23 protein-coding genes are annotated in these 25,078 nt (G+C 73.1%); 18 read left to right on the forward strand and 5 right to left on the reverse strand.

Annotated elements, in window-relative coordinates; translation table 11 throughout:
• On the reverse strand, positions 1–1,810 hold a 1,810-nt coding region (locus LO762_RS31300), incomplete at its 3' end, for a hypothetical protein (protein ID WP_230619861.1).
• On the opposite strand from LO762_RS31300, the gene LO762_RS31305 reads away from it, so the two are divergent.
• Positions 1,724–2,866 carry a hypothetical protein gene (locus LO762_RS31305; RefSeq protein WP_230619862.1) on the forward strand — a complete coding sequence of 381 codons (1,143 nt, stop codon included), beginning with the start codon at positions 1,724–1,726 and terminating at the stop codon, positions 2,864–2,866. The genes LO762_RS31300 and LO762_RS31305 overlap by 87 nt on opposite strands.
• A gap of 711 nt (positions 2,867–3,577) precedes the next feature.
• Positions 3,578–4,543 (forward strand): alkaline phosphatase PhoX, encoded by a 966-nt coding sequence (locus tag LO762_RS31310; protein ID WP_308104872.1) that lies wholly within the window; start codon positions 3,578–3,580, stop codon positions 4,541–4,543.
• A 12-nt stretch (positions 4,544–4,555) separates the two neighbouring features.
• Here LO762_RS31310 and LO762_RS31315 read toward each other — a convergent pair whose 3' ends face one another.
• Both LO762_RS31315 and LO762_RS31320 read right to left on the reverse strand, forming a co-directional pair.
• Positions 4,556–5,473, reverse strand: coding sequence for an MBL fold metallo-hydrolase (locus LO762_RS31315; protein ID WP_230619864.1), 918 nt, complete (start codon positions 5,471–5,473; stop codon positions 4,556–4,558).
• A 37-nt stretch (positions 5,474–5,510) separates the two neighbouring features.
• Positions 5,511–6,767, reverse strand: a complete 1,257-nt coding sequence (locus LO762_RS31320; protein WP_230619865.1) for a DUF1015 domain-containing protein — start codon at positions 6,765–6,767, stop codon at positions 5,511–5,513.
• Positions 6,768–6,810: 43 nt separating this feature from the next.
• Between LO762_RS31320 and LO762_RS31325 the strand changes: the two genes are divergently transcribed.
• Positions 6,811–7,236 carry a tetratricopeptide repeat protein gene (locus LO762_RS31325; RefSeq protein ID WP_230619866.1) on the forward strand — a complete coding sequence of 142 codons (426 nt, stop codon included), beginning with the start codon at positions 6,811–6,813 and terminating at the stop codon, positions 7,234–7,236.
• 7 nt (positions 7,237–7,243) lie between these two features.
• The gene (locus tag LO762_RS31330) at positions 7,244–8,230 is read left to right on the forward strand and encodes an HAD-IIA family hydrolase (protein ID WP_230619867.1); all 987 of its coding nucleotides are present in this window, start codon (positions 7,244–7,246) and stop codon (positions 8,228–8,230) included.
• Positions 8,231–8,246: 16 nt separating this feature from the next.
• Here LO762_RS31330 and LO762_RS31335 read toward each other — a convergent pair whose 3' ends face one another.
• Positions 8,247–8,588 carry an SCP2 sterol-binding domain-containing protein gene (locus LO762_RS31335; protein WP_230619868.1) on the reverse strand — a complete coding sequence of 114 codons (342 nt, stop codon included), beginning with the start codon at positions 8,586–8,588 and terminating at the stop codon, positions 8,247–8,249.
• A gap of 132 nt (positions 8,589–8,720) precedes the next feature.
• Between LO762_RS31335 and LO762_RS31340 the strand changes: the two genes are divergently transcribed.
• The 14 genes from LO762_RS31340 (at position 8,721) to LO762_RS31405 (ending at position 24,485) form a co-directional block, all read left to right on the forward strand.
• Positions 8,721–8,921, forward strand: coding sequence for a hypothetical protein (locus LO762_RS31340; protein WP_230619869.1), 201 nt, complete (start codon positions 8,721–8,723; stop codon positions 8,919–8,921).
• Entirely contained in the window at positions 8,918–9,715 is a 798-nt protein-coding gene (locus LO762_RS31345) for a TlyA family RNA methyltransferase (protein ID WP_230619870.1), read from the forward strand. The genes LO762_RS31340 and LO762_RS31345 overlap by 4 nt, the downstream gene beginning before the upstream one ends.
• The gene (locus LO762_RS31350) at positions 9,712–10,608 is read left to right on the forward strand and encodes an NAD kinase (RefSeq protein WP_230619871.1); all 897 of its coding nucleotides are present in this window, start codon (positions 9,712–9,714) and stop codon (positions 10,606–10,608) included. Before LO762_RS31345 ends, LO762_RS31350 begins: the two co-directional genes overlap by 4 nt.
• A 48-nt stretch (positions 10,609–10,656) precedes the next feature.
• A complete protein-coding gene (gene recN / locus LO762_RS31355) occupies positions 10,657–12,381 on the forward strand; it encodes a DNA repair protein RecN (protein WP_230619872.1) in 1,725 nt (574 codons plus the stop codon).
• A 49-nt stretch (positions 12,382–12,430) separates the two neighbouring features.
• The gene (steA, locus tag LO762_RS31360) at positions 12,431–13,669 is read left to right on the forward strand and encodes a putative cytokinetic ring protein SteA (RefSeq protein ID WP_230619873.1); all 1,239 of its coding nucleotides are present in this window, start codon (positions 12,431–12,433) and stop codon (positions 13,667–13,669) included.
• The gene (locus LO762_RS31365; protein ID WP_230619874.1) at positions 13,666–14,637 is read left to right on the forward strand and encodes a copper transporter; all 972 of its coding nucleotides are present in this window, start codon (positions 13,666–13,668) and stop codon (positions 14,635–14,637) included. The genes steA and LO762_RS31365 overlap by 4 nt, the downstream gene beginning before the upstream one ends.
• Positions 14,634–15,515 (forward strand): hypothetical protein, encoded by an 882-nt coding sequence (locus LO762_RS31370; protein WP_230619875.1) that lies wholly within the window; start codon positions 14,634–14,636, stop codon positions 15,513–15,515. Before LO762_RS31365 ends, LO762_RS31370 begins: the two co-directional genes overlap by 4 nt.
• Positions 15,512–17,113: a murein biosynthesis integral membrane protein MurJ gene (gene murJ, locus LO762_RS31375; protein WP_230619876.1), complete on the forward strand. Its 1,602-nt coding sequence runs from the start codon at positions 15,512–15,514 to the stop codon at positions 17,111–17,113. Before LO762_RS31370 ends, murJ begins: the two co-directional genes overlap by 4 nt.
• A 383-nt stretch (positions 17,114–17,496) precedes the next feature.
• On the forward strand, positions 17,497–18,630 hold the full coding sequence (locus LO762_RS31380; protein WP_230619877.1) for a glycosyltransferase: 1,134 nt from the start codon (positions 17,497–17,499) through the stop codon (positions 18,628–18,630).
• Between the two features lie 117 nt (positions 18,631–18,747).
• On the forward strand, positions 18,748–20,928 hold the full coding sequence (locus LO762_RS31385; RefSeq protein WP_230619878.1) for an acyl-CoA dehydrogenase: 2,181 nt from the start codon (positions 18,748–18,750) through the stop codon (positions 20,926–20,928).
• Between the two features lie 104 nt (positions 20,929–21,032).
• Positions 21,033–21,575 carry a hypothetical protein gene (locus LO762_RS31390; protein WP_230619879.1) on the forward strand — a complete coding sequence of 181 codons (543 nt, stop codon included), beginning with the start codon at positions 21,033–21,035 and terminating at the stop codon, positions 21,573–21,575.
• On the forward strand, positions 21,572–22,429 hold the full coding sequence (locus LO762_RS31395) for a MoxR family ATPase (RefSeq protein ID WP_230619880.1): 858 nt from the start codon (positions 21,572–21,574) through the stop codon (positions 22,427–22,429). Before LO762_RS31390 ends, LO762_RS31395 begins: the two co-directional genes overlap by 4 nt.
• On the forward strand, positions 22,426–23,796 hold the full coding sequence (locus tag LO762_RS31400) for a VWA domain-containing protein (protein ID WP_230619881.1): 1,371 nt from the start codon (positions 22,426–22,428) through the stop codon (positions 23,794–23,796). The genes LO762_RS31395 and LO762_RS31400 overlap by 4 nt, the downstream gene beginning before the upstream one ends.
• Before the next feature lie 140 nt (positions 23,797–23,936).
• Entirely contained in the window at positions 23,937–24,485 is a 549-nt protein-coding gene (locus LO762_RS31405; protein ID WP_230619882.1) for a hypothetical protein, read from the forward strand.
• 25 nt (positions 24,486–24,510) lie between these two features.
• Here the strand turns inward: LO762_RS31405 and LO762_RS31410 are convergent, their stop codons facing one another.
• Complete coding sequence (locus LO762_RS31410) at positions 24,511–25,050, reverse strand: TetR/AcrR family transcriptional regulator (RefSeq protein ID WP_230619883.1); 540 nt, start codon at positions 25,048–25,050, stop codon at positions 24,511–24,513.
• Positions 25,051–25,078: the final 28 nt, after the last annotated feature.

Raw genomic sequence — 25,078 nt, forward strand, 5'->3', positions numbered from 1 at the left:
ATCTGCATTTCCGGGGAAAGCACGGTACAGGCCGTTGTCTTGTGTGGTTGGGGAGTGGGGTGGGGTGGTGGGGATCTGTTGGGGTGGGGCGTTCGGCGTCAGGGGCGTGTCCTGTTCCGTCTACCATGTAGTGGTGAAGGAAGAGGATGGTCGCGGCGACAACCGCGAGGGACGTCAGGGTCAGGGTGCCGGCACCGGCCGTAAGGGCGGGCAGACCGGACGGAAGCCGGGCGGATCTCGCAAGCCGGTGAAGCCGGGCGGGAAGGCCGGCGGTCCGCGGCACGGTAAAAACGGGGGAGGGCAGGGCAAAGACGGCAAGCCACAGTCGGGCCGTCCGTTCGGCGCGCGTGAGGGCGAACGCCGGGAAGGCGGGTTCAGGCGCGACGACCGTCCGCAGGGCGGCGGGTTCCGCGACGACCGCCCGCAGGGTGGCTTCCGTAGGGACGACCGGCCGCAGGGCGGGTTCCGGCGTGACGACGAGCGTCAGGGTGAGCGGCGTGAGTTCCGGCCCCGGGACGACCGTCAGCAGGGTGGCCGTCGTGACGATCGCGAAGGCGGCCGCCGTGAGTTCCGGCCGCGGGACGACAGGCCCCAGGGCGAGCGTCAGCAGGGCGGGTTCCGCCGCGACGACCGGCCGCAGGGCGGCGGCTACCGGGGCGAGCGCTCGCAGAGCGGCTTCCGGCGTGACGACGACCGCCGTGAGTCCCGTCCGCGCGACGACCGCCAGCAGGGCGGGTTCCGGCGTGATGACCGGCCGCAGGGCGGCTTCCGACGGGACGACAGGCCCCAGGGAGACCGCTCGCAGGGCGGGTTCCGCAGGGATGACCGGCCGCAGGGCGGTGGCTATCGGGGCGACCGCTCCCAGGGTGGGTTCAAGCGTGACGACCGGCCGCAGGGTGAGCGGCGTGAGTTCCGTCCGCGCGACGACCGTCCGCAGGGCGGGTTCCGGCGTGACGATCGTCCGCAGGGTGACCGTCAGCAGGGTGGTTTCCGGCGTGATGACCGGCCCCAGGGAGACCGCCAGCAGGGTGGTTTCCGTAGGTATGACCGTCCGCAGGGCGGTGGCTATCGAGGCGACCGCTCGCAGGGCGGGTTCAAGCGTGACGACAGGCCCCAGGGTGAGCGGCGTGAGTTCCGGCCCCGGGACGATCGTCAGCAGGGTGAGCGTAAGGACCGTGAGGGCGGCTACCGGGGGGACCGCTCGCAGGGTGGTTTCCGTAGGGATGACCGTCCGCAGGGCGGTGGTTATCGGGGCGACCGCTCGCAGGGTGGGTTCAAGCGTGATGACCGTCCGCAGGGTGAGCGGCGTGAGTTCCGTCCGCGCGACGACCGTCCGCAGGGTGGCTTTCGGCGCGATGACCGGCCGCAGGGCGACCGGCAGCAGCGCGGATTCCGGGACGACAAGGGCGAAGGGGGCCGTGGCGGCTTCCGGCGTGACGACCGTCCGCAGGGCGGCGGCTACCGGGGCGACCGCGCCGAAGGCCGTCGTGACGACAGGCAGGGCGGCGGCCGTGGCGGCTACCGCGACGCCGCCCCCGGACGGCGTGACGAGCGTCGCCCCTTCACCGGTAAGGACGCGCGTCGTGGCGGGTTCCGCGAGGAGGGCCGTGACGAGCGGACCACCGAGGAGAAGTTCGCCGAGCGGCGTGAGGAGCGGCAGGCGCGCGGCGGCTACGGCGCGCGTGAGGACCGCGACCCGAACCGGACCTCCTACGACGACCCGGTGATCCCCGAGGAGATCACCGGCGACGAGCTCGACCCCGAGGCCCGCGAGGAGCTGCGGACGCTGCCGAAGGAGCTCGCCAAGCACGTCGCGCGGCACCTGGTCGCGGCGGGCGGCCTCGTCGACGAGGACCCCGAGGCCGCGTTCCGGCACGCGCGCACGGCGCGTCGGCTGGCGAGCCGGGTCGGCGTCGTCAGGGAGGCGTGCGGGCTCGCCGCCTACCACGCGGGCGAGTGGTCGGAGGCGCTGTCGGAGCTGCGGGCCGCCCGCAGGCTGCCCGGCCGTGAGGAGCTGTACCTGCCGATCCTCGCCGACTGCGAGCGCGGCCTCGGCCGTCCCGAGCGGGCGCTGGAGATCGCCAGGTCCAAGGAGGCGGGCGCGCTGCCCCGCGAGGAGCGCGTCGAGCTGCAGATCGTCGCGTCCGGCGCGCGGCGCGACCTCGGCGAGTTCGACGCCGCCGTCGTGGCGCTGCAGATCCCGGAGCTGAAGGACCGCAGGCTGCGCCCCTGGTCGGCCCGCCTGTTCTACGCCTACGCGGACGCGCTCGTCGCCGCCGACCGCGGTGCGGAGGCCAAGGACTGGTTCCTGCGCGCCGCCGCCGCCGACCGCGAAGAGGAGACCGACGCCACCGAGCGCTACGCCGAACTCGACGGCCTCCACATCATCGACACCGGCGAGGACGCCCCGTCCGACGCCCTGGAAGCCCCGTCCACCCTCACCCCCACCTTCCAGGCCCCCCCGACCCTCCTCAACACCGAGGACGACGAGGCCGACGAAGAGGACGAGGACGGCGAGGACTTCGACACCCTGTCCTTCACCGAGTCCGACGACGAGGACGAAGACGACACGGACGAGGACGCCGACGAGCTTCCCGAGGCTGAGCCCGCCGACGTCACTTTCCTCACCGAGTCCGACGAGGACGAAGACGACGAGGACGACGAGGACGACGACGACGCAGAACTCGCCGACGAAGCAGCGGACACCCCGTCCCTCATCGACGACGAGGAAGCTGCCGACCTCCCCTCACCCGCTGAGGCCGACGCCGACAAGGACGACACGGCACCGGCCCCGTCCCGCGCCGAGTCCGCCGAGGACGTCCCCCCGGCCCCCGCCGAGGACCCCTCGCCGCGCCCCGCCGAATAAGCGCGGCAGCACCGCACAAGCGCAGCACCACAGTGAAAGCCCGGCCCAGCGTCGGGCTTTCGCCTTTTCGCCGGGCGCCGCCATGCCCGACGGCGAGGATGACGTGCTGCGGCCCGACGCCAAGGCGGCCGACCCCTCGCTCACGCCGAGGCGGCGTCGATGGGGAAGAGGCGGCGTCGGCGGACGGTGCCTTGGCCGACGGCGAGGGCGACTCGGCGTGGACCGGTGGAAGGGCCGCCGACCCTCGCTTGCGCTGGAGCCGATGTCGATGCGGGCGGCGCGGCACCGGTCGCCGATGAGGTGGCGGATCTGTTCCGCGCTGGAGGCGGCGGGGGTGTCGGCCGAAGGTGATGAAGGGTGTGGGTGGCCGGTTGTGGTGGGGGGAGTAAGTGAGCGTTGACTGGGGTGGGGTGTTGGGGGGATATTCACTGGGTTGTTGTGGATTGTCGGGGTTGGTGGGTGATCAGGTGTTTGGCGGCGATCGCCATGGATGAGGAGGATGTTATGGGTGTGACTCTGGGACGGCGGGGGTTTCTTCGCGGGGCCGTGGTCGGGGGCGGGGCTGTGGCGTTCGCAGGGGGGCTCTGGCAGTCGGCGGCGGGGGCCGCGCCGGCACAGCCGGGAGTGGGGCCCTACGGGGCGCTGGGGGCCGCGGACGGGAACGGGCTGCGGCTGCCAGCGGGGTTCAGCAGCAGGGTTGTGGCCCGGTCTATGAAGCAGGTGCCGGGCACCGGGTACGTGTGGCACTCGGCGCCGGACGGCGGGGCGTGCTTCCCCGACGGGGACGGCTGGATCTATGTGAGCAACTCGGAGGTGCCCCTGGTCGGCGGGGCGTCGGCGGTGAGGTTCGCGGCGGACGGGAGCGTCACGGGCGCCTACCGGATCCTCAACCTGACGCAGATCAACTGCGCGGGCGGCGCCACGCCCTGGAAGACGTGGCTGTCGTGCGAGGAGTACGACTTCGGGCTCGTCTACGAGACCGACCCCTACGGGAACAAGAAGGCCAAGGCGCACCCTGCGATGGGCCGGTTCAAGCACGAGGCGGCGGCCTGTGACGGCGACCGCAAGGTGGTCTACCTGACGGAGGACCAGAGGGACGGCTGCTTCTACCGGTTCGTTCCGAAGACGTGGGGCGACCTGTCCAAGGGCACGCTGGAGGTCCTCGTGGGCGACGGCCCCGGGCCCGTCCAGTGGAAGAAGGTCCCCAACCCGGAGCTGTGGCTGAAGCCGACGCGTGAGCAGGTGGCGGGCGCCGTCAAGTTCAACGGAGGCGAGGGCTGCTACTACGCCGACGACGTCTGCTACTTCACCACCAAGGGCGACAACCGGGTGTGGGCCTACCGGGCCGCCGAAGGCGTCCTGGACATCGCCTACGACGACGACCTGGTGACGTCCGGGGAGGCGCCGCTCACCGGGGTGGACAACATCACCGGCACCGCGGGCGGCGACCTGTACGTCGCGGAGGACGGCGGCGACATGCAGATCAACGTGATCACCCGGGAGGGTGTGGTGACGCCGTTCCTGGAGATCGTGGGCCACCCCGACTCCGAGATCACCGGCCCCGCGTTCTCCCCGGACGGGTCCCGCCTGTACTTCTCGTCCCAGCGCGGCGCCAGCGGCGTCATCCTGGGCACGGGCGGCGTGACCTACGAGGTGACGGGTCCCTTCCGCGCGTAGGCCGACGGGCGGCTAGTGCGACAGTGAGTGGAGGATGCCCGCGACGTTCGACCTCATGTCGTTGAGGATCGCGTGCTTCTCCTTGAGTTCCGGGTCGTCGAGCGCCTTGTAGCGGCCCGCCGTGCGTTCGACGACCATCGCGACGGCGTGGTCGAGGTCAAGGTCGGCCTCGTGTGCCGCCTTGACGGTCTCCACCCACAGCCGTAGCTCCTCCTCGGACCTGTCGAGGGTGAGGGGGACGTCCGTGACGGGCCCGTAGTGGGCGAACAGGAGGCGGGTCGGCTGGAGCGCGCGGAAGCGGTCGAGGGAGGCCAGCGCGGTGTCCAGGTCGAAGTCCGGGGGCGGCGTGGCGGGCCGTACCTCGGCCGTCTCGGGGATGTAGATGCCGGCCGCGTCGCCGACGTAGAGGTCGCCGGTGAGGGAGTCCAGTAGGCCGACGTGGTGCTTGGCGTGGCCGGGCGAGTAGTGGCTCTCCAGGCGGCGGCCTCCACCGAGGTCGATGACGCCGGTCTCCTCGACGGCCCGGATGCGGGACGCCTCGGTGGGCTTGAGGCCGCCGAAGAGCGTGTCGAAGGCGTCGCCGAAGACCATCCGGGCGCTGCGGACGAGCCGTTCGGGGGAGACGAGGTGCCGCGCGCCCTTCTCGTGTACGACGACCTCGGCCTCCGGGTACATCTCGGCGATGTCGCCGACGCCCCCGGCGTGGTCGAGGTGGATGTGCGTGACGACGACCGAGGCCAGGTCGCCGGGGGAGACGCCCAGCTCGGTGAGCGCGTCGCGGACGACCGGGGCGGAGCCGGCGGTGCCGGGTTCGATGAGGCAGGGCCGGTCGCCGAGGACGAGGTATCCGGCGGTGATCCCGGTGTGCCCGGCCATCTGGGTGTCGATCTCGTAGACGTCGTTCCCGAGCGGGGTGATCAGGTTGGCCATGCCCCAACCTAACCCGCTGACGTCGCGAGTCCTTGATCTACAATGTAAAGGCGTCTGCTTCGAGTAGCCGCATCACCAGGCCCGTGCGCGGCTTCGGCCCGAACGACGTGGACTTGCGCGGCACCCGCTCGCCCTCGGCGGCCAGGGCCGTCACGCCCGGCACCGTCAGCGGGTTGAGGATCACTGCGGTGCCGCCGAGCGAAGCGGCCCGGTCGACGGCGTGCGCCGCGTCGTCGTGGACGACCTGGACGGTGTGCTCGTCGGGCGTGATCCCCCACAGGCCGCGCACGAGCAGCCCGTCGAGGACGGCGGTGTTCAGCGCCTTCCAGCGGGCCGACCGCGCGGCGGGCAGCGCGGCGGCGACGCGGGCCGGGTCGGGGTCGGTGAGCAGCCAGAACCGTCCGGCGCCGGCCACCAGGAGGCCGTCAGACGCCTTCTCCAGCGCCGCGAGCGCCGTGTCCAGGTCGGTACCCGGCGAGGCGACGGCGAAGGCCGCACGGGCCTTCTCGACGGCTTCCAGCGGGTCGAGCCCCGGCAGTACCCGGTGGATCGCGCCGAGCCGGGGCGGGTAGCGCAGCGCGTCGACGAGCAGCGCCAGCCCGAAGTCCCACGGTCCGGGGCCCTCGCGTCGCGCCTGGTAAGCCCGGTATGCGGCGTACCGGTGGTGTCCGTCCGCGATGAGCGCGCGCCGGCCGCGCAGGTCCGTGGCGACGGCGCCGAGCGACGCGGCGTCGTCCAGCCTCCACAGCCGGTACCGGGTCCCGGCCGCCGAGACCGCCTCGACGAGCGGAGCGGCGCCGTCGGCCGTCGCGTCCACGAGGTCGCTGGCCGAGCCGCCGCCCTCGTACGTCAGGAAGATCGGTTCGAGGTGCGCGCCGGTCGCCTCCATGAGCGCCAGCCTGTCCTGGACGGGCCCCGGATAGACGTCCTCGTGCGGCAGGATCACGCCCTCGGACTCGTCCCGCAGGCCGACCGCGCCGATGAGCCCCCGCTGGACGTCGCCGGAAGTCCGCCTCTCGTACACGTACAGCGCGGGGGAGGGGTCCACGCCCAGGACGTCCGAGGACAGCCAGGACCGCAGCAGCTCCCCGGCGGCCGCGTGATCCCCGTCGGGAAGGGTGATCCGGACGATGTTGTGGGAGTCGGCGGCCCGCAGCCGGGCGAGGTCCTCCTCGTCGATGAGGTCGTACGGTGGACAGGTGACGTCCGCGAGGCAGGCGCCCGCGGACGCCGTGAACCGCACACCGTGAACAGGGGCCAGGACAAGGCCCTCGCGAAGGTCGAATCCGTCCATGGTGGGGCATGGTACGGAGGGAGGCGTATGGGAGGTGCACACGGTGGTTCAAAGTTCCGGAGAGCCCGCTGATTCCCGCAGGACGCGGGAGCAGGGCGGGGAGGACGTCTATGACCTGTACTCACGTGGTCTGAAGCTGCTGGCGTCGGGGAGTCCGGCGGCGGCGGCGCAGCTGCTGAGCCGGGCCGCGGAGGCCGAGCCGGAGTCGCAGAGCATCAGGGAGGCGCTGGGGCGGGCGCTGTTCGGGGCGAGGCACTACGCGGAGGCCGCCGACCGCTTCCGTTCCATCATCGAGGAGAATCCGGCTGAGGACTTCGCCCTCTTCGGCCTCGGCCTTTCGCTGAGCCGGATGGGCATGTTCCAGGCCGCGGCCGAACATCTGGCCCTGGCCGTCGCGATGCGGCCGGAGAACAAGGACTACGTCTCCGCGCTGCGGCATGTCCGAGCCACCCTCGACTCACGGAGATGACCCCCGCATGCTGACCGACACCTACGACGTCGCCCTGCTGGACCTGGACGGCGTCGTCTACCGAGGGCACCACCCGATCGAGAAGGCCGCCGAGGCGCTCGCGGAGGCGCGCGGCAGGGGCATGCGCCTGGCCTATGTGACGAACAACGCATCACGGACTCCGGGCGCGGTCGCGGCCCTGTTGACCGGCATGGGCGTCCCGGCGGGCGAGGAGGACGTCGTCACGTCGGCGCAGAGCGCGGCCCGCCTGCTGTCTGAGAAGCTGCCCCCCGGCGCGAAGGTGCTCGCGGTGGGCGGGACGGCCCTGCGGCACGCCCTGTACGCGCGGGGCCTGACGCCGGTGTCCACGGCCGCGGAGGGACCCGAGGCGGTCGTGCAGGGGTTCAGCCCGGATCTGTCCTACGGGCTGATCGCGCAGGGCGCACAGGCGGTCCGCAACGGCGCGCTGTTCGTGGCGTCGAACGGCGACTTCACCGTGCCGGTCAACCAGGGCCCGCCCAAGCCCGGCAACGGCTCGCTCACGAAGGTGATCGAGTACGCGACGGGCGTGGCGCCGGTCGTCACGGGCAAGCCGGAGATCCCGCTGCACCGGGAGAGCATCCTGCGGACGGGGGCGGAGCGCCCGCTGATCGTGGGGGACAGGCTCGACACCGACATCGAGGGCGCGCACAACGGCGGCGCCGACAGCCTCCTGGTGTTCACCGGCGTCACCGACCCCCTGACGGCGCTGACGGCGGCCCCCGAGCACCGCGCGACCTACCTCGCCCCCGACCTCACCGGCCTTTTGACGGCCTATCCCGACGTCACAGAGGAAGCCGAAGCGTATGGGTGTGGTGGCTGGCATGCCCGGTGGCAGGACGGCGCGGTACGGCTCACCGGCGAGGGGGATCCCTGGCACGGTCTGCGGGCCCTGGCCGCCGCCGCGTGGCGCGCGCCCGAGCCGGTTCCGGCCGACGCCGTCAGGGCGGCCCTCACGGGGCTCGGCCTGGCCTGACGGGGGCGGCGTGCGGTCAGAGGATCTTGCGGAGCCGGACGAGGTCGAGCAGGCTCGCCTCGATCTTGAGCCTTCCGGTGGCCCACGCCTTGGCCGGGCTGATCCGGTCGGCGGCGAGGTCGAGCAGGTCGGCCGACTTCATCGTCAGCCGGACCTGGGCGGTACGGGGGTCCTCGGTCGGGACGAAGGGGTCGAGGCCGGTCTTGGTGATGCGGGTCGCGTAGGCGAGGTCGAGGTCGCTGACGCGGCAGCTGACCGAGCGGTCCACGGCGTGCCGGGCCCAGGCCTCGGGATGCACTTCGCCGAGTTTCTGCGCCAGCCTGCTGAGCGCTTCCTCGCACTCCTGCACGGTCGCCATGACTCGAAATCCCCGCTTCCGTCGACATCAATGTCGGCACAGGACGGTAGCGTTCCTCATGTGGTCCGCGCGAACCGCGGCACGCCGGGAAGACGTTCGGGTCGCACACGGCCCGACCTGCGACTTGAGTGGATGGGCGCTGGGATGGGCGGGGAGATGCAGGCAGGGGTGCCCTCGGGCGAGGCCGGGGTGGCGGCGGTGCTCGCCGCCCTGGACGGCCTGGAGGGGGTGCCGGTGGCCGGGCACGTCGCGGTGTTCGGACGGGTCCACGCGGGCCTCCAGGAGATCCTGGCGGCCTCCGAGGAGCCGCGGGAGCCGCGGGAGGCCCGGTGAGCCGGCGCAGGCTGGACGCCGAGCTGGTGCGGCGCAAACTGGCCAGGTCGCGTGAGCACGCGGGCGAGCTGATCGGCGCGGGCCGGGTGAAGGTCGGCGGCCAGGTCGCCACGAAGGCCGCCACCCAGGTCGAGGCGTCGGTCGCGGTCGTGGTGGAGACGGCCGAGGAGGGCCCGGAGTACGTCTCGCGGGGCGGGCACAAGCTGGCGGGCGCGCTGGCCGCCTTCCCCGGCCTGAGGGTCGCGGGCCGCCGCGCGCTGGACGCGGGCGCGTCCACCGGCGGGTTCACCGACGTGCTGCTGCGCGCGGGCGCCGCGCACGTGGTGGCCGTGGACGTCGGGTACGGGCAGATCGCCTGGTCACTGCGCACGGACGAACGTGTGACGGTCGTGGAGCGGCTCAACATCAGGGAGATGACCCCCGAGCACGTGGGGGAGCCGCCCGGCCTTGTGGTGGGCGACCTTTCGTTCATCTCCCTGACCAAGGTGCTGGCGCCGATCCAGGCGTGCGTGACGCCCGACGCGGACTACGCGATGATGGTCAAGCCGCAGTTCGAGGTCGGCAGGGCCCGGGTGGGTGCGGGCGGCGTGGTGCGCGATCCTGAGCTGCGCAAGGAGGCGGTCCGTGACGTCGCGGCCTACGCGGCGACGCTGGGCCTGGGCGTCCTGGGCGTGACGGCGAGCCCCCTGCCGGGGCCGTCGGGGAACGTCGAGTACTTCCTGTGGCTGAGGGCGGGCGCGCCGCCGCTGGCCGAGGAGGACCTCGCCAAGGCGATCGCGGAGGGCCCCGCATGACGCGTTCAGTGCTGATCATGGCGCACACCGGAAGGCCGGGCGCGGTCACCAGCGCCCAGCTGGTGATCAAACGGCTGGCCGAGGCCGGGATCAACCTCCGGGTCCTGGAGGGTGAGGCCAAGGACATCGGCTGCGCCGAGGTCGAGGTGTTCCCGGCCGATCCGGCCGCGACGGCGGGCGCCGAACTCGTCATCGTGCTGGGCGGTGACGGCACGCTGCTGCGCGCGGCGGAGCTGACCCGGCAGACGGGCACCCCGGTCCTGGGCGTCAACCTGGGCCACGTGGGGTTCCTCGCGGAGGCGGAGCGGGCGGATCTCGCGGCGGTGGCGAGCCGTGCCGTCAGCCGGGAGTACGAGGTCGAAGAGCGGATGGCGATAGACGTCACCGTCCGGCACAACGGAAGCGAACACCGCACCTGGGCGCTCAACGAGGCGTCCGTGGAGAAGCTCGCCAGGGAGAAGCTGCTCCAGCTCGTCGTGGGCATCGACGGAAGGCCGCTGTCGCACTGGGGCTGTGACGGCGTGGTCTGCGCCACACCCACCGGCTCCACCGCCTACGCGTTCTCCGCCGGCGGGCCCGTCGTGTGGCCGGAGGTGGAGGCGATGCTCGTGGTGCCGATCAGCGCGCACGCCCTGTTCGCCCGGCCGCTGGTGGTCTCCCCGGCGTCCACGGTGGCGGTGGAGGTGACGCACGAGAACGAGGGGGCCGTACTGTGGTGCGACGGACGCAGAACCGTCGACCTGCCCCCCGGCGCCCGGGTCGAGGTGCGCCGCAGCGACGTCCCCGTCCGGCTGGCGCGCCTGCACCTGACCCCGTTCACCGACAGGCTGGTGACGAAGTTCGGCCTTCCCGTGGCCGGCTGGCGGGGGCGCGTTCGCACACAGGAGCGATAATCTGTCCGGCGAAGACGGATACGGCGTGAGCGGATGAGGTGTCCGGAGTTGAGCCCAAGACCGAGGGTCGAAGAGGTCCGCATCCAGGGCCTAGGCGTCATCGACGAGGCCGTGCTCGAACTGTCCGAGGGGTTCAACGTCGTCACCGGTGAGACGGGCGCGGGCAAGACCATGGTGGTCACCAGCCTGAACCTGCTGTTCGGCGGCAGGGCGGACCCGCAGCGGGTCCGTCCCGGCGCGGAGAAGGCGACGGTCGAGGGCCGCGTCCTGCTCGCCCCCGAAGGCAGGGCCGCCGCCAGGGTCGAGGAGGCGGGCGGCGAACTCGACGAGGGCACTTTGATCGTCACGAGGTCCGTCTCGGCCGAGGGCCGCTCGCGCGCGCACCTGGGCGGCAGGTCGGTGCCGGTGAGCACGCTGCTCACCCTCGCCGACGACCTGGTGGCCGTGCACGGCCAGTCCGACCAGCAGCGGCTGCTTCAGCCGGGCCGCCAACGCGCCGCGCTCGACAGGTTCGCCGGGCAGGAGCTGGTAGGCCCGCTGCGCGCCTACGGCGACGCCTACCAGCGGCACCGCAAGGTCGCCGCCGAACTCGCCGAGCTGACGACGCAGGCACGGCAACGCGCTGACGAGGCCGACAGGCTCAGGTTCGGCCTGGAGGAGATCGAGAAGATCGCCCCGCGCGAGGGCGAGGACGTCGAGCTGGCCGCCGAGGACGAGCGCCTCGCCAACGCCGACGCGCTGCGCACCGCGTCCAGCACCGCGCACGAGGCGCTGCTGGGCGACCCGTCCCGGATGGACGCGCTCGCCGACGTCACCAGCCTCCTGGGCACCGCGCGCGCCGCGCTGGAGGCCGTCCGCGACCACGACCCGGAGCTCGGCGTCCTGGCCGACCGGGTGGCCGAGGCCGGCTACCTCGTGGCCGACATCGGAGGCGAGCTCGCGGCCTACGCCGAGTCCGTCGAGGCCGACCCCGCGCGGCTGGCGGCGGTGCAGGGGCGTCGCGCCGACCTGTCGATGGTGGCCCGCAAGTATGGCGGCACCGTGGACGAGGCGTTGGCCTGGGCCGCGGAGTCGGCGGTCCGCCTTGCCGAGCTGGAGGGCGACGACGACAGGATCGCCGCCCTGGCCGCCGAGGAGGCCGGGCTCGCCGCGAGCCTGCAGGACCTCGCCGACAAGGTGACCGACGTCAGGTCCGTGGCCGCCGAGCGGTTCGGCGACGCCGTGACGGCGGAGCTGACCGCGCTGGCGATGCCGCACGCCTGCGTCGTGGCCGCGCTGACCCGCCTGCCTTCGTTCGCCCCGCACGGCCAGGACGAGGTCGAGCTGCGCCTCGCGTCCCACCCGGGCGCGCCCGCCCTGCCGCTGCACCGGGGCGCCTCAGGCGGTGAGCTGTCCCGCGTCATGCTGGCCATCGAGGTGGTCTTCGCGGGCGCCGACCCCGTCCCGACGTTTGTGTTCGACGAGGTGGACGCGGGCGTCGGCGGCAAGGCCGCGGTCGAGATCGGCCGCCGCCTGGCCAAGCTCGCCCGGACGTCCCAGGTGATCGTGGTGACGCACCTGCCGCAGGTCGCCGCGTTCGCCGACCAGCACCTGCTCGTCGAAAAGTCCGATGACGGCACTGTCGTCCGCAGCGGTGTGACAGCCTTGGACACCGAGTCGAGGATCCGGGAGCTGTCCCGGATGCTGGCGGGCATGGCCGACAGCGAACTCGGGCGCGCACACGCCGAGGAACTGCTGGCCATCGCCGCACGGGACAAGGACGGACACGCCTGACCGCGCGCCCGGCTCGGGCGGTCGCGGGCTCTGGCAGGATGAGAAGGCAATGAGCGGACCGGGGGACGAATCGGATACGCGCACGCGCCGCTGGCCGGTGCCCGCGCGGCTGCTGCGGCTGCGCCGCCGTGGCGCCCCCGGCGCGGCGGGCATCGTCGGCACCGTCCGGGTCGACAAGCGCACCAAGGACCTCGCCAAGCGGCTCCAGCCCGGTGAGATCGCGGTGATCGACCACGTGGACCTCGACCGCGTCGCCGCCGAGTCCCTGGTCGCCGCGGGCGCCGCCGCGGTGGTGAACGTCGCGCCGAGCATCTCCGGCCGCTACCCGAACCTGGGTCCGGAGATCCTCGTGGACGCCGGGATAGCCCTCGTGGACGACGTCGGCTCCGACATCTTCCAGAAGGTGCACGAGGGCGAGACGCTGCGGGTGGACGGCAGCCGGGTGCTGCTGGACGACGAGCTCGTCGCCAAGGGCATCAGGCACACCGCCGAGAGCGTCGCCGAGGCCGTCGAGGAGGCCAAGGGCAACCTCTCGGTCCAGCTCGAGTCGTTCGTCGCGAACACCCTGGAATACGTCAGACGCGAGCAGGACCTCCTCATCGACGGGGTGGGCGTGCCCGACGTCGCGACGTCCTTCGAGGGCAGGCACGCCCTCATCGTCGTGCGCGGCTACCACTACCGCGAGGACATAGCCACGCTGCGGCCCTACATCCGCGAGTACCGGCCCGTCCTCATCGGCGTGGACGGCGGCGCGGACGCCCTGCTCAAGGCCGGCTACAAGCCCGACATGATCGTCGGCGACATGGACTCGGTGTCGGACGAGGCGCTGACCTGCGGCGCGGAGATCGTCGTGCACGCCTACCGGGACGGCCGCGCGCCCGGCCTGAAGCGGGTCGAGGAGCTCGGCGTCACCGACGCCGTGGTGTTCCCGGCCGCCGCCACCAGCGAGGACTGCGCGATGCTGCTGGCCGACGAGAAGGGCGCCAAGCTCATCGTCGCGGTCGGCACCCACATGAACATGGTCGAGTTCTTCGACAAGGGCCGCGCCGGCATGTCCAGCACGTTCCTCACCCGGCTGCGGGTGGGCAGCAAACTGGTCGACGCCAAGGGCGTGAGCCTGCTGTACCGCAGCCGGATCTCCTCCTCCGCGCTGCTCGTGCTCGTCGCCGCCGCGCTGGTCACCATGGTCGCCGCCCTGTCGGTCTCGCCGGTCGGGCCGCTGGTGATGTCGGGCCTGGTGGAGCGCTGGCACTCCTTCCTCTTCTGGCTGACCGGACTCTTCACGTGATCGATTTCCGCTACCACCTCGTCTCGATCGTCGCCGTCTTCCTCGCGCTGGCGACCGGGCTCCTGCTGGGCTCCACGAACACCGTGCAGCGCGCGTCCCAGGTGATCGTCGACAAGAACCTCCAGTTCATCCAGAAGAACAACGACGAGCTGCGCGCCCAGGTGACCGCGCAGGACGACCAGCTCGCGGGCCAGGAGCAGTTCGCGCGGGTCGTCGGCCCGTCGCTGCTGGCCGACCGGCTGAAGGGCCAGTCCGTGGTGTTCGTGCTGGCGCCGGGCGCCGCCGAGCAGACCCGCACCGGCCTGGACGCCGCGGTGAAGTCCGCGGGCGGCACCGTCTCGGGCTGGGTGAGCCTCACCGACGAGTTCCTCGCCGACGGCCAGCTCGAAGTGGTCGAGCAGCTCACCGCGACGCTCAAGCCCGAGGACTTCGCCTACCCCGACAACGCCGACACCTACACCAAGGCCGGGGCGCTGCTCTCGCACGTGCTGCTGACCAAGGACAAGGAGGAGGTCGGCCATGAGGACGTCGCTTCCGGGGCCGTCCTTGAGGCGTTCAAGCAGGCCGGGCTGCTGACGATCAGCGGCAAGCCCGCCGCGCGCGCCACCCTCGCGATCGTCGTCGCGCCCGGCAGCCCGTACGAGGGCGACGGCGGCGAGGCCGACACCAAGGCGCTCGTCGCGCTGACCGGCGCGCTGGACCGGGCGGGCGGCGGCACCGTCGCGGCCGGGAACACCGCTTCGGCGGGCGAGCGCGGGCTGCTGTCGGCGCTGCGCTCGAACTCGGCGGGCGAGCACGTCTCGTCGGTGGACACCGCCGACACCTCCGCGGGCCAGGTCGTCGTCGTGTTGGCGCTCAACGTCGAGATGGCGGGGCAGTCGGGCGAGTACGGTACGGGTTCCGGGGTCAGCGGCTATCTGCCCGACCCGCTTCCGCCCGTTCCCGCCACCACCGGAGCCAGGCCGTGAAACGTCTCCTGATCGGCGCCGTGCTCGGCGCAGCCGCCGCGCGCACCGCCTACGTCGCGCTGACCAGCCGCCCGCCCGGCTACGCCGGACGCAAGGGCGAGGAGGTGTGGGGGCGCACCAACCACCGGGGTGAGCCCGTCACGCTGCTCGAAGGCCCGGCTTTCGCGCTCGGAAGCGCGGCCGCCGGCCTCGTCGCGCCGGGGCTGCCCGGAAGGCTGCGGGCCGCCGCGTTCGTCGCGGGCGCGGGATCGGGCGCGTTCGGCGCCTACGACGACCTCGCCGGGTCGGCCTCCTCACGCGGCTTCAAGGGCCACCTGAGCGCGCTGGCGCGGGGCGAGGTGACGACGGGCGCGGTGAAGATCCTCGGCATCGGCGCGACCGGGCTGACCGCCGCCGCGCTCGCCGGGTCGCCCGCCGCCACCCCCGTGCGGCGCGCCGCCGACACGCTGCTGAACGGCGCGATCGTCGCCGCGTCGGCCAACCTGATGAACCTGTTCGACCTGCGGCCCGGCCGGGCCATCAAGGTCGGCGCGCTGGCCGGCGTCCCGCTGACGGCCACGTCCGGCGGCGCCGTCGTCGCGGCCCCGCTGGGCGCCGCGTTCGCGCTGCTGCCCGAGGACCTCGGCGAGCGCGCCATGCTCGGCGACGCGGGCGCCAACGCCCTGGGCGCCCTGCTGGGCCTGGCCGCGACCCGGCTGAACCTCCCGGCCCGGCTCGCCGTCGCGGGCGGCCTGGTCGCGCTGAACGCCGCGAGCGAGTACGTCAGCTTCACCAAGGTCATCCGGGAGACCCCGGCCCTGAACTGGCTCGACATGCTCGGCCGCCGCCCCCTGGACCCCCCTCCCACTGAGGCGGCGGGGGACCAGCCGGGTTCGTGAGGCGGCTCGGCGCGGGCATCGCGGGGGCCGCCGCGCTCATCGCGGTGCTCACCGTGCTCGCCCGGATCGCCGGGTTCGGGCGGACCGTCGTGTTCTCCCAGACGGTCGGCGAGAACTGCCTCAGCGACGCCTATCTCACCGCGAACTACATCCCGAACATCATGTTCGAGATCGTCGCGGGCGGGGCGCTGGCCAGCATGGTCGTGCCCGTGCTCGCCGCGCCCGCCGAGCGGGGCGACAGAGACGCCGTCCGGCGGATCTCCTCGGCGCTGCTCACCTGGGTGCTGCTCCTCCTCGTGCCGCTCGCGCTCCTCGTGGCGGTGGCGGCCGGGCCGATCATGGGGCTGTTCAGCCAGGGGATCGAAGGCTGCGACGCCGCCGCCTACCGGGGCATCGGGACGCGGATGCTCCAGGTGTTCGCCCCGCAGATCGCCTTCTACGGCCTCGCCGTCGTGCTGTACGGGGTGCTCCAAGCGCACCGGAGGTTCACCGGCCCGGCGATCGCGCCCCTGGTGTCCAGCCTCGTGGTGATCGGGGCCTACCTGCTGTATGTGCCGGTGATGGGCGGGAACGACCCCTACGACCTCACCTCGGTGCCGAGCGGCGCGGAACTCGTCCTGTCGGTGGGGACGACGCTGGGGGTGCTCGCGCTGGTCGTCGTCGCCGTCTTCGCGGTGCTCCCGCTGCGGCTGAGGCTCCGGCCCACCCTGCGGTTCCCCGAGGGCGTCGCGGGGCGGGTGAAGGGGCTGGCGCTGGCCGGGCTCGCGACCGTCGTCGCGCAGCAGGTCGCGATGGCGGTGGTCCTCGCCCTGAAGAACCTCGGCACGGTCGGCACCCTCACCCTCTACAACTACGCGTGGGCGGTCTATCTGCTGCCGTGGGCGATCCTCGTGGTGCCGATCGCCACCAGCGCGTTCCAGGCGCTGTCCGCGCGGGCCGACGACCCCGACCCGGCCGGGTTCGACCGGACGGCCGCCGCGACGACCCGCGCCGTCCTGCTCGCCTCGTGCCTGGGCGCGGCGGGGGTCGCCGCCGTCGCCGCCCCCGTAGGCGCGTTCTTCACCAGCAACGCCGAGAACGCCACGATCATGGCCCGCGCCCTGCTGGCGTTCGCACCGGGCCTCCTCGGCTACGGCCTCGTCGCCCACCTGGGCCGAGCCCTGTACGCCTGCGGGCAGGGCCGCGCCTCAGCCTGGGCGACAGTCACCGGCTGGGCCGTAGTGCTTGTCGCCGACGTGGCCCTGGCCCTGACCGTCCCCCGAGACTGGGTCGTCGCCGCCTTCGGCCTGGGCAACACCCTGGGCATGACCGTCGCAGGCACCCTCCTGACCGTGGCCCTCCTTCGAGCCCGAGGCCGCACCGCCCTGACGGGCCTACCCCGAACCCTCACCCTGGGCACCGCCGCCGCCTCCGCCGCCGCCCTGGCAGGCCACCTGGTCGCCAACACCCTGGGCACCGGCCCCCAGCCCCAGAACGTCACAACGGGCCTGGCCGCCGCCCTCACCGCCCTAACCGTCTTCGCCCTAATCACCACCTTCGGCGCCCGCCAAGACCTCAAAACCCTCCTACGAAGAACCCCCCAAGACCCCACCCCCTGACCCACCCCAACCCACCAAGCCCAGCCAATCCGGGTTTTGTTCCAGCCCAGCCCCGCGCGGATCGGGCGCCCCGGGGTCGCCCCGGAGGCCGCCAGGCCGGAGGGGCGGCGCCGGGCTCGCAAGCGCCCGATCCCCGCCGCACCGCAGGCCGCCAAGGCCGGAGGTGCGGCCAGCAAACACAGCCGGGCGGGAGAACCTTGACGGCTGGGCTGGAAACTCGATGGTTGGTCCGGAAACTCGCTGGCCGGGCTGGAAACCCCGATGGGTTGGGGTTTGGGGGACGGGGATCTGCCCCGTGCGGGGTCTTCGCCGGGCGGCGCGGGTTATCCACAACTTGGGGTTGGGGGCGTGTCGACGGGTGGGGATGCGGCAAGGTGGGGGGCATGGATGATGTGCAGGGGATGCGGGTGGCGTTGGTGTTGGCGACCAGTGCCGGAGGGGTCGGGCGGCATGTGAGGGCCGTGGCGGCGGGGCTCGCGGAGCGGGGGGCCAAAGTGGCGGTGCTGGGGCCGGGGGCGACGGAGCGGACGTTCGGGTTCAGTGGGCCGGGGGTGCGGTTCGCCGAGGTGGACATCAGTGACAGGCCGCGTCCGGCGGGGGATCTGGCGGCGGTGCGGCGGCTGCGGGGTCTGGTGAGGGGTGCTGACGTCGTGCACGCGCACGGGTTGCGGGCCGGGGGGCTCGCGGTGATGGCGCGGGGCAGGTTCGCGGGGCGGGGTCCGGCGCTGCGGTTGGAGGCGCGGCCGCCGGTGCTCGTCACCTTGCACAACGCGCCTCCGGCGGGCGGGGTGGCCGGGGCGGCCTACGGGGCGCTGGAGCGGATCGTGGCGCGGGGCGCGTCGGGGGTGTTGGCCGTTTCGCCGGATCTGGCGGAGCGGATGCGGGCGTTGGGCGCGCGGGAGGTGGGCCACGCGATCGTGCCCGCGCCGCCGCGCGGCCCGCAGCCGGGCGCGGACGTGCGGGAGCGGCTGCGTGAGGAGTTGGGCGCGGGTTCGGGCCAGGTCGTCCTGACGGTAGCGCGGCTGGCCGAGCAGAAGGGTCTGCCTGTGCTGCTGGAGGCGGTGGAGCGGTTGGGGGAGCGGGCTCCGCTCGTCCTCATCGCGGGCGACGGCCCCCTGGACGGCGTGTTGCGCGACCGGATCGCGTCGGCTGATCTGCCCGTCCGGCTGCTGGGCCGCAGGAACGACGTGCCCGATCTGCTCGCGGCCTGTGACGTCGTGGCGGTGCCGAGCCTGTGGGAGGGCCAGCCCTTGTTCGTGCAGGAGGCGTTGCGGGCGGGCCGCCCGATCGTCGCGACGGCCACGGGCGGCGTCCCGGGCCTGGTGGACGACGCGGCGGTGCTCGTCCCGCCGGGCGATCCCGCGGCGCTGGCGGAGGCGCTGGGGGGTGTCCTGTCCGATTCGGCGCGCGCGGTGCGGTTGGGCGCCGCCGCCGCGCAGCGCGCCACCGCGCTGCCCACGGACGACGACGCGGTGGACCAGCTCGCCGCCCGTTACCGGGGGTTCCTCCCGACCTGAGGAATGAGTAGAGTCACCTCCGACAGGGAGACGAACCGCGTTCTAGAATAAAGCTCGAATCTTGTTCCGCACCCCTGGGCGGAGCCGGGCACCGAACTTTCGACCGAGAGGTGTGCAATGGCCATCGGACTGACCGAGGAGCACGAGGACCTTGCCGAGTCCGTACGGGGACTCGCCGAGCGCCATGTGACGCAGGCGGTGGTCCGCGCCGCGCTGGAGGCCGAGCAGGAGACCCGGCCCGCGTTCTGGCCGCACCTCGCCGAGCAGGGCCTGCTCGGCCTGCACCTGCCCGAGGAGCACGGCGGCCAGGGCTTCGGCCTGCTGGAGCTCGCCGTGGTCCTGGAGGAACTCGGCCGCGCCGCCGCCCCCGGGCCGTTCCTCGCGACGGTGCTGGCCAGCGCCGTCGTCAACGCCTCCTCCAACGCCAAGGCGCACGCGCTGCTGCCCGGCCTCGCCGACGGGTCCGTCACCGCGACCGTCGTGCTCGGCGGCGGCTTCACCGGCGTCCGCGAGGGCGACGCGATCGTGGTGGACGGCGCTGCCGAGCCCGTCCTCAGCGCCACCCTCGCCGACCTCGTCGTGCTGCGCGCGGGCGAGGAGTGGGTCGTCGTGGACGCCGCCCAGCTCACCGTCACCGCCCGGCCCAGCCTCGACGTGGTGCGCCGCTCCGGCAGGGTCGAGGCGGCGGGCGTCCGGGTCAGCACCGAGCGCGTCCTGGACGGCGTCACCGACCAGACCGTCGCCGACCTCGCCGCCGTCCTGCTGGGCGCCGAGGGCGCGGGAGTCGGCCAGTGGGCCGTCACCACCGCCTCGGAGTACGCCAAGGTCCGCGAGCAGTTCGGCCGCCCGATCGGCCAGTTCCAGGGCGTCAAGCACAAGGCCGCCCGGATGCTCATCAACCTGGAGCAGTCCCGCGCCGCCGTCTGGGACGCCGCCCGCGCGGTCGGCGAGGGCGCCGAGGACGCGCACTTCGCCGCCTCGGTCGCCTCGGTGATCGCGCCCGGCGCGATCGCCCAGATCGCCCGCGACGCGGTGCAGATCCTCGGTGGCATCGGCTTCACCTGGGAGCACGACGCGCACATCTACCTGCGCCGCGCCCTCACCCTGAAGGCGTACTCGCGCCCCGCCGACGCCGCCGCCGCCGAGGTCGCCGACCTCGCCCTGGCCGGCGGCCGCCGCGAGGTCGAGCTGGAGCTGGACGACGACACCGCGCCGCTGCGCGAGCGGATCCGGTCCGAGGTCGCCGAGCTGGCCCGGATCGCCGACCGCACCGAGCTGAGCACCAGGATGGGCGACGAGGGCTGGACCGTCCCGCACTTCCCCCAGCCGTGGGGCAGGGGCGCGGGCCCGATCGAGCAGGTCCTCATCCAGCAGGAGCTGCGCGCCGCCAAGGTGAAGGCGCCCAACCTGGTGATCGGCGCCTGGCTGGTGCCGTCCCTCGTCGCGTACGGCACCGAGGAGCAGAAGGAGCGCTTCCTGCGCCCGACGCTGCGCGGCCAGATCGTCTGGTGCCAGCTGTTCTCCGAGCCGGGCGCGGGCTCCGACCTCGCGTCCCTGTCGATGAAGGCCGAGAAGGTCGAGGGCGGCTGGAAGCTGACCGGCCAGAAGATCTGGACGTCGGTCGCGCAGCTCGCCGAGTGGGGCTTCTGCATCGCCCGCACCAACCCGGACGCGCCCAAGCACGAGGGCATCACCTACTTCCTCGTGGACATGAAGGCGCCCGGCGTGGACGTCCGCCCGCTGCGCGAGCTGACGGGCGAGGCGCTGTTCAACGAGGTGTTCCTGGACGAGGTCTTTGTGCCGGACGACTGCGTGGTCGGCGAGGTCGACAAGGGCTGGCAGGTCGCCCGCAACACGCTGTCCAACGAGCGCGTCTCGCTGTCCACGGGCGGCGGCCTGGGCATGGGCGTCCCCGAGCTGCTCGACTGGTTCAAGGGCAAGGAGCTCGGCCCGATCGCCAAGGCCGAGGTCGGAAGGCTCGTCGCGCAGGGCCAGTCGATCGACCTGCTGGGGCTGCGCACCACGCTCAAGCAGCTCTCGGGCGTCAACCCGGGCGCCGAGGCGTCGGTCCGCAAGCTGCTCGGCGTCCAGTTCAACCAGGACGTCGCGGACTACTGCTACGCGAGCCAGGGTGAGCTGGCGGCGTTGGAGGAGCTGCTGGCGCCCACCGGCATCGTCGCCCGCGCCATGCTGTTCAGCCGGGCCATGACGATCTACGGCGGCACCACCGAGGTGCAGCTCAACATCATCGGTGAGCGGCTGCTGGGCCTCCCGCGCGACCCCGAGCCGGGCAAGTAACGCGAAACCGGGCGGTAAGGGGAGAAGGGCGTCCATGTCTCCCTACCGCCCGGTACGATGCATCGCCCGACGCGTCGATCTCGCCGCTCATCCCCGGAGGCTCCGTGAAACCCCTCGCCGTCGCCCTCGCCGCCGTCCTCACCCTGTCCCTGACCGCCTGCGGCGGCGGGGGAGCGGAGAAGGAGGGCGCGGCCCCGGAGACGTCAGCCAGCACGTCCGCGGCGCCCGCCGAGGAGCCCGGCGCGCCCGGCCTGTCGCCCAAGACCGGCGAGCCGCTCGGCGAGCCGCTGGTGGAGCCGTCCGAGACGGGCAAGCCCGCGCCCAAGCCGCAGCCGAGCCAGGTCAAGCCGCTCGTCGGCACCTGGCAGGGCGACGGCCCGGTCAAGGAGTACTTCGTCTTCACCGCCAAGGGCGAGGGCGAGCTGATCGCCGGCGGCAAGACGCTGTGGAGCGGCACCGTGATCCCGGCGGGCAAGAACACCTACCGGCTGTCGTGGGAGGGCACCGACCCGGGCGCCACCTACTGGCAGGTCGTGCTGAAGGATGGAGGCAAGTCCTTCACCTTCGCCGCCAACAGCCAGACCTACAAGAAGGTCACCAAGCCGGCCACCGGCAAGCCCGAGACCCCGAAGCCCGAGGAATCATGACGCTGTTCTCCTCCCCCGCGCACGCCGCCGAGGCCCTGTCCGGCGTCGGCTACCTGCCGGGCCACGAGATCGCCACGACCGTCTTCCTCGCGGACGCGCTGGGCAAGCCCCTGCTCATCGAGGGCCCCGCAGGCGTCGGCAAGACCGAGCTGGCCAAGGCCGTCGCCGCCGCTACCGGCGCGGAGCTGATCCGCCTCCAGTGCTACGAGGGGCTCGACGAGGCGCGCGCGCTGTACGAGTGGAACTACAAGAAGCAGCTCCTGCGCATCCAGGCGGCGGGCGACAGGGCGTGGGACGAGACCCACGACGACATCTTCACCGACGAGTTCCTCCTCGAACGCCCGCTGCTCGCGGCGATCCGGCGCGACGCGGCGACGGTCCTGCTCATCGACGAGACGGACAAGGCGGACGTCGAGGTCGAGGGCCTCCTCCTTGAGGTGCTGTCGGACTTCCAGGTGACGATCCCCGAACTCGGCACGATCACCGCCAAGCGCAAGCCGTTCGTCGTCCTCACCTCCAACGCGGCCCGCGAGCTCTCCGAGGCGCTCAAGAGGCGCTGCCTCTACCTGCACCTGGACTACCCGCCGCTGGAGCGGGAACGTGACATCGTGCTCACCCGGGTGCCCGGCATCGAAGCGGGCCTCGCCGAGCAGATCGTCAAGACCGTCGGGGCGCTGCGCGGCCTTGAGGTGAAGAAGGCCCCGTCGATCGCGGAGACCATCGACTGGGCCCGCACCCTCCTCGCGCTCGGCCTCGACACGCTGGACTCCCAGGCCGTCCGGGACACCCTCGGCGTCGTCCTCAAGCACGTGGCCGACCAGCGCCGGGCCATCACGGAACTGAAACTGGGATGAGCCTCGTCGACCGGCATGTCGGGTTCGTACAGGCGCTGCGGGAGGCGGGGCTGCCGGTCTCGGTCGCCGAGGGGCTGGACGCCGTCCGGGCGATCGGGCACGTCGACCTGATCGACCGGGAGGCGCTGCGGTCGGCGTTCGCGGCGACGCTCGTCAAGCGGCCCACCCACCGGGCGCAGTTCGACCTGCTGTTCGACCTGTGGTTCCCGGCGGCGCTCGGCGCGGGGGAGGGCAACACCGACCGGGAGCCCGACCCGGAGCGGCGGCGGGTGCCGCCCGCGCTGGACCCCGAGGTGCAGGCGATGCGGGAGGAGCTGTTCGACCTGCTGCTCTCCGGGGACGAGGCGGGCATGCGCGGCTTCGCCCGCAGGGCCGTCGCCGGGTACGGGCGCAGCCCCAACGGGCAGAGCTGGTTCTCCTCGTCCGTCGTCAGGGCGATGTCACCCGAGACGCTCATGGCGGCGCTGCTGGACGCCGTCCTGAACCAGCGCGGCGGCCTGGAGGAGGCGGCCGCGCGGCGGCTGTTCCGGACCCGGATCACCGGGTTCCAGGAGGCCGTCGCCACCGAGGTGCGGCGGCGCATCGCCGAGAACACCGGGGTCGAGCGGACCGGCCGGGCCACCGTCCGGCCGCCGCTGGAGCAGCTCGACTTCAACCGGGCGACCCGCGCCGACCTGACCGCGCTGCGCCGCGAGGTGCACCCGCTGGCCCGCCGCCTCGCCTCCCGGCTCGCCCAGCGCAACCGGCTCGGCGACCGTGGCCGCCTCGACTTCCGCAGGACGGTCCGGGCCTCGCTGGCGACCGGCGGCGTCCCGCTCACCACGCACTTCAAGCCGAAACGGCCGCACAAGCCCGAACTGGTCATCCTGTGCGACGCCTCGGACTCCTGCCAGGCGTTCGCGCACTTCACGCTGCTGCTGACCTTCGCGCTGCGGGAGCAGTTCACCAAGGTCCGCGCGTTCGCGTTCATCGACTCGACCGACGAGATCACCCGGTTCTTCGAGCCGGGCGCCGACGTTGTGGACGCGATGACGCGGATGGCGCGGGAGGCCGACCTCGTCTGGCTCACCGGGCGCAGCAACTACGGGCACGCGTTCAAGACGTTCAACGAGAAGTACGGCGACGCGGTGACCTCCCGGACGTCGCTCCTCATCCTGGGCGACGCGCGCTCCAACTACGGGCCGCTCGCGCTCCCGATCGTCAGGCGCCTGGCGGCCACCGCGCGGCACGCCTACTGGCTGAACCCCGAGCGGCTGCGCGACTGGGACACCGGCGACTCGGCCGCCAGCACCTACGGCGACGTCATCGAGATGCACGAGTGCCGCAACCTCGTCCAGCTCGGGCAGTTCGTGGAGCTGCTGGCCTAGGCCGTCGCGCGGCCCGGACGGCCGGTGGTGAGCCGGGTCACGGGCCTCACCACGGGGGGTCGCGCGGAGTGATGTGACCCGAACGGCGGCCACACGGCCGGGCAACACTTCCGAAACACCCGGTGCCTACGTTCGCGGACATGACCGCCCGCCTGCTCACCCCGGCCCGTCCGGCCGCGCCCGCCGTCCCCGCCGGGCCCGCCCTCACCGCCAAGATCATCGTCGCGGGCGGCCCCGGCACCGACCGCCGCGCCTTCGTCCGCGCCGTCGCCGACGCGCCCGGCGTGCCGCTCGCGTACCCCCGCCACTGCGCTCTGTCTTCCCCCACCCGTGATCCTTCCTGCTGGGAGACCGCCCGGGTCACCCTCGCTCCGTCGCTTGTCGTCGACCTGTACGCCACCCCTGAACCCCTTCCCGCTGCCGACAGCCCGCTCCTGGCCGAGGCGCTGGGCGCGGTGATCCTGTTCGACACCCGCCGCCCCCGCCGCCACACCCCGGCCCTGGACTTCTTCGAGGACCACGGCCTGGCCCACCTCGTCGCGCTCACCCACACCCACCACCCCGCCCGCCCCGCGCTCCCGCTCTACGACGCCGTGCCCACCACGCCCTGCGTGCCCAGCGACCCGAGTTCGGCCCGCACCACCCTTCTTGCCCTGCTCCAAGCGAACGTAGTGGCCACCACTCCCTGACCCCCACGGGACCGTTCCGTGGCGGTCAGGTGAGGGCCTGGGTGAGGAGGTCGGCGACGGCGTCGGGGTCGATGCGGTCGCCGGTGAGCTGGTGCAGGTGCTCCTGGTAGAGCAGGACCGTGGCGAACGTGGTGGCGGCGATCTCCAAGCGGGCGGTGTCGCCACGGGTGCCGGGGAGGGTGGACTCCAGCGCGCGGCGGGCCAGCCGGACGAGCTCGCGGTTGAGGGTGCCCAGCCGTTCGCGGACGCTGCGGTGGGTGTCGGCCTCGCGGAACAGGATGCGGCGCATGCGGGGCGAGGCGCGCAGCGGGAGGCGGGCGGCCAGCCGGCGCAGCGCGCCCGCCGGGTCCGGGTCGGCCGCCGGCGGGTCGTCGGGGTCCTCGATGGCGGTGCGCTCGTCGACGAGCGTGATGAGGACGTCGAGCTTCTGCGGGAAGTAGTGGAAGACCAGGCCCTTGGGGACGGCGGCGACCTCGGCTATCCGCGCCGTGGACGTGGCCTCGTAGCCCGTCTCGGCGAACAGCTCCTCGGCGGCGTCGAGGATGCGGGTGCGTGAGTCGCTCAAGGTCGGCCCCCCGGTGTGCATGGGTGTG

Origin of the sequence: Actinocorallia sp. API 0066 (genome assembly GCF_020991275.1) — a bacterium.
GTDB lineage: Bacteria > Actinomycetota > Actinomycetes > Streptosporangiales > Streptosporangiaceae > Actinocorallia.

Coding starts and splice junctions, on each gene's coding strand:
- LO762_RS31310 (WP_308104872.1), top strand. CDS start 3,578: ATGAAGCAGGTGCCGGGCACCGGGTACGTGTGGCACTCGGCGCCGGAC.
- LO762_RS31315 (WP_230619864.1), bottom strand. CDS start 5,473: ATGGCCAACCTGATCACCCCGCTCGGGAACGACGTCTACGAGATCGAC.
- LO762_RS31320 (WP_230619865.1), bottom strand. CDS start 6,767: ATGGACGGATTCGACCTTCGCGAGGGCCTTGTCCTGGCCCCTGTTCAC.
- LO762_RS31330 (WP_230619867.1), top strand. CDS start 7,244: ATGCTGACCGACACCTACGACGTCGCCCTGCTGGACCTGGACGGCGTC.
- LO762_RS31335 (WP_230619868.1), bottom strand. CDS start 8,588: ATGGCGACCGTGCAGGAGTGCGAGGAAGCGCTCAGCAGGCTGGCGCAG.
- LO762_RS31340 (WP_230619869.1), top strand. CDS start 8,721: ATGGGCGCTGGGATGGGCGGGGAGATGCAGGCAGGGGTGCCCTCGGGC.
- LO762_RS31350 (WP_230619871.1), top strand. CDS start 9,712: ATGACGCGTTCAGTGCTGATCATGGCGCACACCGGAAGGCCGGGCGCG.
- steA (WP_230619873.1), top strand. CDS start 12,431: ATGAGCGGACCGGGGGACGAATCGGATACGCGCACGCGCCGCTGGCCG.
- LO762_RS31380 (WP_230619877.1), top strand. CDS start 17,497: ATGGATGATGTGCAGGGGATGCGGGTGGCGTTGGTGTTGGCGACCAGT.
- LO762_RS31385 (WP_230619878.1), top strand. CDS start 18,748: ATGGCCATCGGACTGACCGAGGAGCACGAGGACCTTGCCGAGTCCGTA.
- LO762_RS31395 (WP_230619880.1), top strand. CDS start 21,572: ATGACGCTGTTCTCCTCCCCCGCGCACGCCGCCGAGGCCCTGTCCGGC.
- LO762_RS31400 (WP_230619881.1), top strand. CDS start 22,426: ATGAGCCTCGTCGACCGGCATGTCGGGTTCGTACAGGCGCTGCGGGAG.
- LO762_RS31405 (WP_230619882.1), top strand. CDS start 23,937: ATGACCGCCCGCCTGCTCACCCCGGCCCGTCCGGCCGCGCCCGCCGTC.